Here is a 9,877-nt window from a genome sequence, read left to right as displayed (position 1 = left end):
CGTGCGCTGCCGGACAAGGCATTGGTGCGTTCGGAATGCGACCGCGCGCCCCTGGGTCTCGGCGCTCTTCACCGCCACGAAGCGCATGGTTGGGCGCAAGGCCGCCTCCGCGACGGCTTCAGCATCCGCGCGATCATTCTTCTGGCGCTTCACGAAAGGCTTCACGTAGGGTTCAAGCGTCAAGCGAACGCTCCGGGGGAGCGTTTGTAGCGTAGAACGGGACGAGCCGCACCTCGTGACCGTGCCGTTGTGCCACCCGGCCCCAATGGTGCGACGTGGCACAGGCCTCCATCGCCACGATGCACGCTGGCTGCTCAGCGAGAAGCGCGGCCAGCCGTGTCCGCGACAAACCTCGGTTGTATAGAACCGTCCCCTCCGGCCCCACGGCACAGACCTGAAAGCTGCCCTTCGCCAGGTCGATCTCCAGCATGTCGATCTTCGTCGTCATCGATGTGCCCTCCGTTCGGTTCCGATGAAACCACCATGGCATACGAAATGCCGCTGGGTGGGGGCATCCAACGCATCAGTTCATTCGCCTTCAGCCCGGAAATCCGCCGGGTGATCTATACCACGAACGCGATTGAAAGCCTGAACCGGGTGATCCGCAAATCGATCAAGACGCGGGGCTCGTTCCCGTCCGAGGATGCTGCCGAGAAGCTGATCTACCTGGCGATCCGCGGCCACGAAAAAAACCTCGCGCTCGGTCAGAGGGTGGCTGACAGCGGTCAACCAGTTCGCCATAATGTTTGAGGGTCGCTTCTCGCCGATGGGTGGTTGAGGGCGGTCAAATGGGAACCGGGTCGGCGGCCGATACACAGAGTGCCTGACACTCCTGTCATCGGCGGGTGAACACAGACAACGCCAGCGTCAGCATCTCCCGAATACGGCCGGGGTCTTCGCCTGACGCACGCTGGGTGATGGCAAGCGCGATCTGCTCGCCGAGGTATTTCGCCCCGGCCTCGACCGACAGACCATCCGCCCACTCCCCGGCATCGCGGGCTGCCTTCAGGAACGCCACATAAGCTGCCTGACCGGTTGCGTCGATCTCTTCGACCCGCGCCAGCGTCTCCTGCCCGAGACGGTGCTTGCCCGCGCGCATCTTGTAGAAAAGGCACCCGGTTTCCATCCGGGGATCGTCGCTTGCAAAATCGATAAGTGCGTCAAGCGTCCCGCGCAGCCCAGTCCCACGGTGCAAGATCAAGAACAACTCCGACAGCACTTGCTCGGCATAGCGGTCAAGCACCGCGCGCGACAGACCGTCCTCGCTGCCGAACTCGCGATAAAGCGAGGGCTTGGAGATGCCCGCCAGCTGGCAGATCGCATTGACCGACACATCGGCCGGGTCGCTCTGCCAATATGCGGTCATCGCGACGTCCAGCACCTTTTCGGCGTTCATCGTGCGGGGCCTACCGCGCACAGGCTTGGGGTTATCATCAGTCATTTTGTTACTGGTTGGTATTTTATGCCTTGACGGAGTGTTGTCGATATTTGTACCAGTTGGTAACAAGATGCGCAAGCAAGGGAATGATCCATGTCGGAAACAGGTAGGACGATCGTCATCACAGGCGCGAGCAGCGGCTTCGGCGCGGCAGCCGTGCGGGCCTTCGCGGATCGCGGCGACCGCGTCTGGGGCACGATGCGCGACACTGCGGGGCGCAATGCCGCCAAGAAGGCGGAGCTTGAGGGCTACTCCTCGCGCATCACCATTGCCGAGATGGATGTCACCAGCGACGCCTCGGTGGCTGAAGGGTTTGCCGCGATTTTGGCCGATGGCCCGGTCGACATCCTGATCAATAACGCGGGCATCATGTATATCGGCATGACCGAGGCCTACAGCGTCGCGCAGGCCCATGAGCAGATGGATACCAACTATTATGGGGCCATCCGTGCGATACAGGCGGTGTTGCCGTCGATGCGCGCCGCCGGTGCGGGCCTGATCATCAATACCAGCTCCATCTTGGGTCGGGTGTCGGTGCCCTTCTTTGGCACCTATTGCGCGACGAAACATGCGCTCGAGGCCTATAGCCAAAGCCTGCGCTACGAGGTGGCCCCCTTTGGCATTGACATCGCACTCGTCGAGCCCGGACCGTTCCCCTCGAACCTGCTTGCGGCCGGGAAACCGCCCGCCCTTGCGGATGTTCTGTCATCCTATGGCGACCTAGGCCGGGTGCCAGCGACCATGATCGAAGGCTTTGCCCAGATGCTTGCGAGCGACGAAGCGCCCGACCCGCAACTGGTCGTCGACGCCTACCTTGCGCTCGCCGACGCCGCGCCCGGCAAGCGCCCCACGCGCACGGTCGTCGGAATCACCTGGGGCGTGGACGAAGTGAACGCCTTCACACAGCCGCGACAGGACGCGCTTCTCAAGGAGATGCAGCTCGAAGCGGTCCTGGGCGGCGCCGACGCCTGACGGGATTGCCCAAAGGCCTTACTCCCCCATACCCCGAAAGGATCATCAAGATGAAAAAGACCCTTACAGCCGCTGCCGCTGCCACCTTGCTTGCCACCGGTGCCTTTGCCAATGACACAGCCTCCATAAAGCCTATCGTCGGCGCATTCCTGGGCGCCGTCCTGCAAGGCGACGTCGACACCATGCGCGAGGTCGCAAACGCGGATTACATCCAGCATAATCCCCTCATACCGACCGGGCTGGAGCCGTTCATCGGCCTGCTGCCGGTTCTGGCAGAGGCCGGCACCACCGCTGAAAACATCCGGATGTTCGAAGACGGCAACTATGTCTTCATGCACAACATCTGGCGCAATGCGGCGCCGTTCGGGGCCGACGAGATGGTCTCTTTTGACATCATCCGCGTGGATGAGAACGGTAAGGTCGCGGAACACTGGGATGCCCTACAGCCCCTCGTGACGGAAACCGCCAGCGGCAGAAGCCAGACCGATGGCCCGACCGAAGTGATCGATCTGGACAAGACCGACGCCAACAAGGCGCTGGCCGTGGCGCTGATCGAAGATGTGCTGATGGGCAAGAACCCGGCCAAGATCACCAACTATATCAATGCCGAAAGCTATGCCCAGCATAACCCCTATATCAAGGACGGGCTGAGCGGGATCGTCGAGGCAGTCGAGGCGCTGACCGCGCAGAACAACATGTTCCAATACACCAAGATCCACGCGGTGCTGGGCGAGGGCAACTTTGTCCTGACCATCAGCGAAGGCCAATGGAACGGCACGACCAACGCCTTCTACGACCTGTTCCGCATGGAAGACGGCATGATCGTCGAACATTGGGACGTGATCCAGCCCGTCCCGACCGAGGGTCTCGCCAACACCAACGGCATGTTCACCGGCTTCGACGGCGTTGGCCCGGACTCGATCGGGCAATAATCCTCATCACAACATAGCCCAGCCAACGGGCAGAGCCCAAGCAGGCGGGACAGCTGTCTCGCCTGCATAATCGCAACGAACGCACGAGATCAGAGAAAAGCGCACGACCGGCCGGATGTGTGCCTTATGATCGTTAGAAGTAAAACGAATGCTCGCTGATGAACTGACACCTGATAGCTTTCGCCAGCGCCCGGACGTTATTCGGGCGGTCGAAAACCCCCGCTTGCCGCGTAGCGTGCTCAACTACATGTGCGGCTGCGATACTGCGAAGCCAGAAATCCGTGACAGCCTGAACCAAGATGAGACTGTGCAGCCTTTGATGACGATCTGGTTTCAAAGCGGCCGGGCCCTCGATGAATTTTGCCAGCCATTCGAGCCGGTTGTGCGTGAATTGACGGCCGATCCACCGAGCTTGAACGGCGAAGAGTGGGACAGCCTTGAAGGCACAGTTGCCAAGGTGCTGCTGGCCGATCAATTGTCCCGCTCGTGTTTTCGCGGCAGCGCCGAAGCTTTTTCCTATGATCCGATTGCCCGCGTCCTGATGCGCGCGCTGATGGCCCCGCAGATGATCGAAGAGACGCTTACCCTGCCTGCGGCCATCCTCTATCTGCTGCCCTGGGCGCTGGCTCATTCGGAAGATGTGGCGGATCTGGACCTTGCCTGCGACTTTGTCGATCTGGCCATCGTGGCCCATCCGAGTTTCAAATTGTTTGCCGAGCGCAACAAACCGGCCATCGACCAGCACCGCCAGGTTCTACGAAAATTCGGCCGTTATCCGCAACGAAACGCCGAGTTTGGTCGCGAGACAACGTCGGCTGAGCAAGCATGGCTCGACGACAAGGAAAACCTGCCCATCTGGGCGGGCGGCAGGGCGTCGTTCGGCAAGAAGATTGACAGCTAAATGGCTCCAATGCGCAACTTTTGGCCGTTGCGGACTCCCGTTCACGGATCTGCGAGGCCAACCCACCTGCTATCATGTGGATCGAAGCAGATATCTCGCACATTTCCCTCGACTTTGTGCCTGCTGTAACGCTTCGCCCGACGATTGGCGAAGTGAGGGCAGATTTGCGTTATTTCCTGATCTTCTGCGACCCGACCGATCCAAGTGCTGCAAGATGCTTGGACGACCGGTTCGGTGATCAGCGACGCAACTCCTGATCGGACTGCGAGCGGCAGCTTTGGGCCGGGTGCGTTGCCACGCCGACAGGTGTCGAACGAGTGCTGCGCCCCGCCGCGGCATGTCTTTTTCGGTCCTCGATTTGCCCAAGCGCCCCAAGATACCGAACCAAGCCTGTGCCCCTGGGAACGCCTGCGACCATGGCTGAGTTTTTATACGATCCGCTCAAGCAGGTCTCTCAAGAGTTTTCTTTCTTTCTCTGAAATCGGGTCGAGCATTTCGTCAATAACCTCGGCCACGGTCTGCATCAATTCTCCGGCTATCTCATCACCCTTCGGTGTCAGGGAGACGAAGCTGACGCGGCCATCGTCAGGTGACGCTTCACGGCCCACCAGCCCTTTGGACTCCAGTGACCGGATCATCCTCGTCATCTGAGATTTGTCGCGCGAAACCCGTTTCGTCAGCTCGTTCAGGCTGATGCGCCCAGTATCGGCGAGCGTCATGAGCACAATGCCTCCGCCGGGACCCACGGCCTCTCGATCGAACCCGGGCGCGCGCTCCTGCAATCCGAAATGAATGGTGCGCATGAAGCGGTCAACAAGGAGAGCCAAATCATTGCCGTGCATTTTGTTGACTTAGTCTACTTTTGTGATTAGTGGACAATATCAACTTAACAAGCTGTCCACTCGGCTGCAACGGCAAGGAAGACAGGATGACTGATACGCAAAAGACAGCGCTCAAGGGCGCTGCCATACTTTGGATCGTCTGGGGATCGGTCCACACGCTCGCTGGCGTCATAATCCTTGCCAGCGATGCGTCAGGCGGCTTCCAAGCCATAGCCGATGGTGTCGATCCGGCGGCGCTCGAAAGCGACTACCATGCGGCGGTCGGCGGCGTGCTGAACCAGCACGGATGGAATCTCGGTTGGTTCGGCATGGCAACCATCGTCGGAGCAGTGCTGATTTGGCGGCAAAGCATGACGGCGATCTGCGTGACCGGCATGATCGGCGGGCTTGCAGACGTTGGCTATCTCCTGTTCGTTGATTTCCCCGGATACGTGAATTTCGTGCCAGGCACAGTCATGACAATCATATCGGCGTCGGCATTGGCGCTGAGTTTCTGGGTTTGGTTTTCCGTCAGGCGCGTCACTCGGTGAGCCGATGGCAGGGCGCGGGACGGACCTTCGACGTCTCGCATTGAAGCGTCCCTTTGTCCCGCACAGCTGTCTTTGATCGCCAGGGATTTTCTGCACACGACTTCGAATGGCCGGTCTGGTGAAGCTTCGCCGCGACGTCAGGCCGACGCGGAAGGGCCGCTAAGGTGAAGGTTTTCTGATGTGGGTCGCGTTGGAACGCTGCACACTGGCGCGACCACGACCCGCGTTGGAAAACCTCCCAAGGAGGAAGCCGCGGGGCACTGCTCAGGTTGAAAGATAAAGCGCACAATTCCGTCGAAATCACGGCGCCGCGCAAGGTAGGCGGCCGCCGTCAGCGCGGTGACGGTGTGGCCATCATGGCCGCAGCCGTGGAAACGCTTCGAGTCGTCAGAAGCGTAGGCAAGGCCGGTTCTCTCGGTCATCGGAAGCGCGTCAAGTTCGGCGCGAAAGGCGACGCAGCGGCCCGACGCACCGCACCCGCGCAGCGTTCCGACAACGCCGGTGCCTCCTATGCCGGTGGTCACGTCGATGCCGAATTCGCGTAGCCGGTCTGCCACGAAGGCGGCGGTGCGCAGCTCTTCGAAGCCGGTTTCGGGGTGGCGGTGCAGGTCATGCAGCCAGGATTCGGACTGGGCGCGCTGGCCTTCATACCACTGGGCAAACATCGGCGAGTGCTCCCGTTCCGGATTGTCGATCACTAAGATTCAGGCTTGAACTTCTCAGTCCAAGATTGTTTCATAATAATATTATTTGCGCTGCAAGTCAGGGTATGAATTGATACTCTGCAGGTATCAGAGAAACGGAGAGTGGCCGGTGCAAGACCCGCGGACCTTCAAGAACGAGCGGCTGACCTACAAGTTCGACATCGTCGCAAAGGAAGCGATTTCGGCCAATGACGAGATCTTCCTGAAGGAGACTGGGTGCCGCATTCGCGAGCTCCGCGTGTTGCGGTTGATCGACGACATGCCGGGTACGACCTTCGCGGAGATCGCGAAAACGACGGGCTTCGATCGCAGCTTAACATCAAGAATACTGAAAGTTTTATTGAGTTCGGAGCTGATCTTGCGCGAGAATGACCCCGCGGACGCCCGCATGTTCCGCCTCAGTACAACGGAGAAGGGTAAAGCCGTGCGGCGTACCGCCCGACAGGTCTCGGACCGTCTGGAGGTGATCCTGACCGATCCGCTCTCGGCGCAGGAATTGCGGGCGCTGCACGAGATATTGGCGCGGCTGGGTGACTGGGTCACGTCCGAGGAGTATCGCGAGGCACTCTCGCAAGATATAATCTCACAATAAAACAGTATTGCCGCAAGAGTAAATTGCGTCTACACCCTGGCCAGCCTACCAAGCCGTCTCAGGAGAGGCCGAGACCCTCGGCGCCGAAGGAGCAACCCCCCGGAACCTCTCAGGCAAAAGGACTGTGACTGGCGCGGGCGTCTGAAGCGGTGCCGCCTTTGCGTTGCAGCCGCGACAGAGGGGATTGGACCTGCCATCCGGCGGGACGAACCTTGGGTCGCGGGAGGAAACCATGACCAGAATAGCCGTAATAGGCGCCGGCATCACCGGCGTCACAACTGCGTCGAGCCTGATGGACCGGGGCTACGAAGTGACGCTTTTCGACCGAAACCGTTACGCGGCGATGCAGACCTCCTTCGCAAATGGCGGCCAGCTATCGGCATCGAACGCTGAGATCTGGAACCGCTGGTCGACGGTCTTCAAAGGCATGAAGTGGATGATGACCCGTGGCGCGCCGCTGCTGGTGAACCCGAAACCAAGCTGGCACAAATACAGCTGGATGGCCGAGTTCGTGGCGTCGATCCCGCAATACCGCGCCAACACGGTGCAGACGACCCGCATGGCCATCGCTGCCCGCGGTCTGCTGAAGGAGAAGGCGGCGCGCCATGGCTTCGATTTCGACTGCGAGGATCGCGGCATCCTGCACATCTTTACCGACAAGGCCGAGTTCGACCACGCGACCGAGGTGAACCGGCTGCTTGCCGAAGGCGGTTTGCGGCGCCGCGCTGTCACCCCCGTAGAGATGCGCGCGATCGAGCCCGCGCTCAGCGGGACCTTCCACGGTGGCTACTACGTGGAAAGCGATTTTACCGGCGACATCCACCGCTACACAACGGGGCTTGCCCGAGCCATAGAAGCGCAGGGCGCGCAACTGCGCTTCGGCACGGATGTCGAGGCGATCCGCGTGGACCGGAACGCGGTGAACATCACCTCCAGCCGCAATCACGAGAGCATGACAGAGGCGTTCGACGCCATCGTCGTGTGCGCCGGGGTGGAAAGCCGCGCATTTGGCGCGCAGCTGCGTGACCGCGTGAATGTCTACCCTGTCAAGGGTTACTCGATTACCGTGAGGCTCGACGACGAAGAAAGCCAACGCGCTGCGCCCTGGATCAGCCTGCTTGACGATCAAGCGAAGGTGGTGACCAGCCGTCTGGGCAAGGACCGGTTCCGCATCGCGGGGACGGCAGAGTTCAATGGCTACAACCTCGACATCCGCGACGACCGAATACGCCCGCTGGTAAAGTGGTGTGAGCGCTTCTTTCCAGGCGTCAGCACAGAACACGCGATCCCCTGGGCGGGCCTGCGGCCGATGATGCCGAACATGATGCCAAAGGTGGGGCAGGGACGGCGCGAGCGGGTGTTCTACAACACCGGGCATGGTCATCTGGGCTGGACACTGTCAGCGGTCACGGCCGAAATGGTGGCCGAAACGGTCGCCGCATCGCGCACCGTGAATGGCGCAGCTGCGGTTCGAGGCGCCACGCCGCCGGCTCAGCGGGCGGCCGCATAACCCGGATCATCTGCGATCAGGACATGCTTGCAGCAGGATGCGGTCGCCCCCAGCGTTGATCGGTGCGGGCGACCTCATCCCGCTTGGCGCGGTGATCGCGGGCACATGTGGTAGTGCCCCGCGGCGTGGTGTAAGAGGGCCGGCCTTCGGAGAGGCTCGAGTTGGTCAGGTCGCCACGGCGGGCAGTCTGACGTTGTGAGTATCGGTGATGCGGGCCAGCGACTCCAGCCCCATGTAACGGCGCGCGACGGCCCACTCGTCGTTGGTTTCGATCATCAGCGCGCCGACCAGACGGATGATGGCCGCGTCGTTCGGAAAGATCCCGACGACATTGGAACGGCGCTTGATCTCCTTGTTGACGCGCTCAAGCGGGTTGGTCGAGCTGATCTGCGCCCAGTGCTCCCTGGGGAAGTCCATGTAGGCGAGCACGTCGTCGCGGGAGGCGTCCATCATGGCGCCGAGCCGGTCATTCTTCTCACGGAGGGCGTCGGCGATGGCGTCCCACTGGGTCTCCGCCTCGGCCTTGGTCTCCTGGGCGAAGATCGTCTTGAGCATTGCGGCCACGGCGGTGCGGCTCTTGGCCGGGGCATGGGCGAGCGCGTTTCTGAGCCAGTGCACGCGACACCGTTGGTGGGTCGCATCGAACACTCGGCGGGCTGCGGCCCTGAGCCCCTTGTGATCGTCGGCCACGACGAGCTTCACGCCGCGCAGGCCGCGATCGGCGAGAGAGCGCAGGAAGCCAGTCCAGAACGTCTCCGCCTCGGAGGGGCCGGTGGCGACGCCGAGCACCTCGCGTCGGCCGTCCCCGTTGACCGCCACCGCGATTATTACGGCACGGCTGATGATCCGGCCGTTCTCGCGCACCCGGATGTAGGTTGCATCGAGCCAGAGATAGGGCCAGGCGCCCTCGAGAGGCCGGGTGAGGAATGCCAGCACGCGCTCGTCGATCTCGGCGCAGAGCCGACTCACCTGGCTCTTAGACACGCCACTCCCGCCCATGGCACGCACCAGATCGTCCACGGCGCGCGTCGAGACGCCGTGCACATAGGCTTCCTGGATGACGGCCACGAGGGCCTTCTCCGCCGTCCTGCGCGGTTCGAGAAAGCTCGGGAAGTAGCTGCCCTTGCGCAGCTTCGGGATCGCCAGGTCGATCCGGCCGGCGCGGGTCTCCCAGCCTCTCTCGCGGTATCCATTGCGCTGCGTGGTGCGCGCCGGTGTGCGCGTTCCTTTTGGCGCGCCCGTCGCAGCCTCGACCTCCATCTCCATCAGCCGCTCGGCGGCATAGGCGAGCATGTCGCGGACGAGATCCTCGTCGGCGGACTTCTCCACCAGCTCCATCAGGGTCATTCTATCGTCGGTCATCGTCGTCTCCGGTTCGGTTCCAGGTTTCGCAACCCGAACCTTCTCCGAAGACCGGCGATGGCCGCCAGCGTCACCGCCGGCCGCGCGCTGCGCT

General features: G+C 61.7%; 11 protein-coding genes, 2 pseudogenes and 1 riboswitch. Of the genes and pseudogenes, 7 read left to right on the top strand and 6 right to left on the bottom strand.

The window, feature by feature from the left end; genetic code table 11:
* Together DKT77_RS21525 and DKT77_RS21520 are read right to left on the bottom strand one after the other, a co-directional pair.
* Nucleotides 1-183 (bottom strand): annotated as a pseudogene (locus DKT77_RS21525) (IS110 family transposase); the annotation flags it as partial.
* Nucleotides 173-448: a hypothetical protein gene (locus DKT77_RS21520; RefSeq protein ID WP_420798287.1), complete on the bottom strand. Its 276-nt coding sequence runs from the start codon at nucleotides 446-448 to the stop codon at nucleotides 173-175. The pseudogene DKT77_RS21525 and the gene DKT77_RS21520, both read right to left, overlap by 11 nt.
* A gap of 74 nt (nucleotides 449-522) precedes the next feature.
* On the opposite strand from DKT77_RS21520, the pseudogene DKT77_RS11555 reads away from it, so the two are divergent.
* A pseudogene (locus tag DKT77_RS11555) lies at nucleotides 523-778 on the top strand (transposase); the annotation flags it as partial.
* Between the two features lie 57 nt (nucleotides 779-835).
* Here DKT77_RS11555 and DKT77_RS11550 read toward each other — a convergent pair.
* Nucleotides 836-1,396 (bottom strand): TetR/AcrR family transcriptional regulator, encoded by a 561-nt coding sequence (locus tag DKT77_RS11550; protein ID WP_238547829.1) that lies wholly within the window; start codon nucleotides 1,394-1,396, stop codon nucleotides 836-838.
* A gap of 135 nt (nucleotides 1,397-1,531) precedes the next feature.
* On the opposite strand from DKT77_RS11550, the gene DKT77_RS11545 reads away from it, so the two are divergent.
* From DKT77_RS11545 to DKT77_RS11535, 3 genes are all read left to right on the top strand, one after another.
* Nucleotides 1,532-2,410, top strand: coding sequence for an SDR family oxidoreductase (locus tag DKT77_RS11545; RefSeq protein ID WP_109811870.1), 879 nt, complete (start codon nucleotides 1,532-1,534; stop codon nucleotides 2,408-2,410).
* A 50-nt stretch (nucleotides 2,411-2,460) separates the two neighbouring features.
* On the top strand, nucleotides 2,461-3,342 hold the full coding sequence (locus DKT77_RS11540; protein WP_109811869.1) for a nuclear transport factor 2 family protein: 882 nt from the start codon (nucleotides 2,461-2,463) through the stop codon (nucleotides 3,340-3,342).
* Between the two features lie 148 nt (nucleotides 3,343-3,490).
* Nucleotides 3,491-4,243 (top strand): DUF924 family protein, encoded by a 753-nt coding sequence (locus tag DKT77_RS11535; protein WP_238547827.1) that lies wholly within the window; start codon nucleotides 3,491-3,493, stop codon nucleotides 4,241-4,243.
* 428 nt (nucleotides 4,244-4,671) lie between these two features.
* On the opposite strand, the gene DKT77_RS11530 is transcribed toward DKT77_RS11535, so the two are convergent.
* Nucleotides 4,672-5,085 carry a MarR family winged helix-turn-helix transcriptional regulator gene (locus tag DKT77_RS11530; protein ID WP_109811867.1) on the bottom strand — a complete coding sequence of 138 codons (414 nt, stop codon included), beginning with the start codon at nucleotides 5,083-5,085 and terminating at the stop codon, nucleotides 4,672-4,674.
* Nucleotides 5,086-5,171: 86 nt separating this feature from the next.
* Between DKT77_RS11530 and DKT77_RS11525 the strand changes: the two genes are divergently transcribed.
* Nucleotides 5,172-5,615 (top strand): hypothetical protein, encoded by a 444-nt coding sequence (locus tag DKT77_RS11525; protein WP_109811866.1) that lies wholly within the window; start codon nucleotides 5,172-5,174, stop codon nucleotides 5,613-5,615.
* Between the two features lie 137 nt (nucleotides 5,616-5,752).
* Here the strand turns inward: DKT77_RS11525 and DKT77_RS11520 are convergent, their stop codons facing one another.
* Nucleotides 5,753-6,280 carry a M20/M25/M40 family metallo-hydrolase gene (locus DKT77_RS11520; protein WP_109811865.1) on the bottom strand — a complete coding sequence of 176 codons (528 nt, stop codon included), beginning with the start codon at nucleotides 6,278-6,280 and terminating at the stop codon, nucleotides 5,753-5,755.
* A 148-nt stretch (nucleotides 6,281-6,428) separates the two neighbouring features.
* Here DKT77_RS11520 and DKT77_RS11515 point away from each other — a divergent pair, with 148 nt between their 5' ends.
* A complete protein-coding gene (locus DKT77_RS11515) occupies nucleotides 6,429-6,911 on the top strand; it encodes a MarR family winged helix-turn-helix transcriptional regulator (RefSeq protein ID WP_109811864.1) in 483 nt (160 codons plus the stop codon).
* Between the two features lie 49 nt (nucleotides 6,912-6,960).
* Nucleotides 6,961-7,046: riboswitch (glycine riboswitch) on the top strand.
* 97 nt (nucleotides 7,047-7,143) lie between these two features.
* Nucleotides 7,144-8,421 (top strand): D-amino acid dehydrogenase, encoded by a 1,278-nt coding sequence (locus DKT77_RS11510; RefSeq protein WP_109811863.1) that lies wholly within the window; start codon nucleotides 7,144-7,146, stop codon nucleotides 8,419-8,421.
* Between the two features lie 165 nt (nucleotides 8,422-8,586).
* Here the strand turns inward: DKT77_RS11510 and DKT77_RS11505 are convergent, their stop codons facing one another.
* Complete coding sequence (locus tag DKT77_RS11505; RefSeq protein ID WP_109809696.1) at nucleotides 8,587-9,783, bottom strand: IS256 family transposase; 1,197 nt, start codon at nucleotides 9,781-9,783, stop codon at nucleotides 8,587-8,589.
* Nucleotides 9,784-9,877: the final 94 nt, after the last annotated feature.

The sequence above is a fragment of the Meridianimarinicoccus roseus genome (genome assembly GCF_003172915.1).
GTDB classification, from domain to species: Bacteria; Pseudomonadota; Alphaproteobacteria; order Rhodobacterales; family Rhodobacteraceae; genus Meridianimarinicoccus; species Meridianimarinicoccus roseus.
The sequence above is the reverse complement of the archived record's forward strand: the minus strand, read 5'-3'. Positions and strand labels throughout refer to the sequence as shown.

What these genes read in the sequence shown, in the direction of transcription:
- DKT77_RS21520 (WP_420798287.1), bottom strand. Translation starts at nt 448, where the DNA reads ATGACGACGAAGATCGACATGCTGGAGATCGACCTGGCGAAGGGCAGC.
- DKT77_RS11550 (WP_238547829.1), bottom strand. Translation starts at nt 1,396, where the DNA reads ATGAACGCCGAAAAGGTGCTGGACGTCGCGATGACCGCATATTGGCAG.
- DKT77_RS11545 (WP_109811870.1), top strand. Translation starts at nt 1,532, where the DNA reads ATGTCGGAAACAGGTAGGACGATCGTCATCACAGGCGCGAGCAGCGGC.
- DKT77_RS11540 (WP_109811869.1), top strand. Translation starts at nt 2,461, where the DNA reads ATGAAAAAGACCCTTACAGCCGCTGCCGCTGCCACCTTGCTTGCCACC.
- DKT77_RS11535 (WP_238547827.1), top strand. Translation starts at nt 3,491, where the DNA reads ATGCTCGCTGATGAACTGACACCTGATAGCTTTCGCCAGCGCCCGGAC.
- DKT77_RS11530 (WP_109811867.1), bottom strand. Translation starts at nt 5,085, where the DNA reads ATGCACGGCAATGATTTGGCTCTCCTTGTTGACCGCTTCATGCGCACC.
- DKT77_RS11525 (WP_109811866.1), top strand. Translation starts at nt 5,172, where the DNA reads ATGACTGATACGCAAAAGACAGCGCTCAAGGGCGCTGCCATACTTTGG.
- DKT77_RS11520 (WP_109811865.1), bottom strand. Translation starts at nt 6,280, where the DNA reads ATGTTTGCCCAGTGGTATGAAGGCCAGCGCGCCCAGTCCGAATCCTGG.
- DKT77_RS11510 (WP_109811863.1), top strand. Translation starts at nt 7,144, where the DNA reads ATGACCAGAATAGCCGTAATAGGCGCCGGCATCACCGGCGTCACAACT.
- DKT77_RS11505 (WP_109809696.1), bottom strand. Translation starts at nt 9,783, where the DNA reads ATGACCGACGATAGAATGACCCTGATGGAGCTGGTGGAGAAGTCCGCC.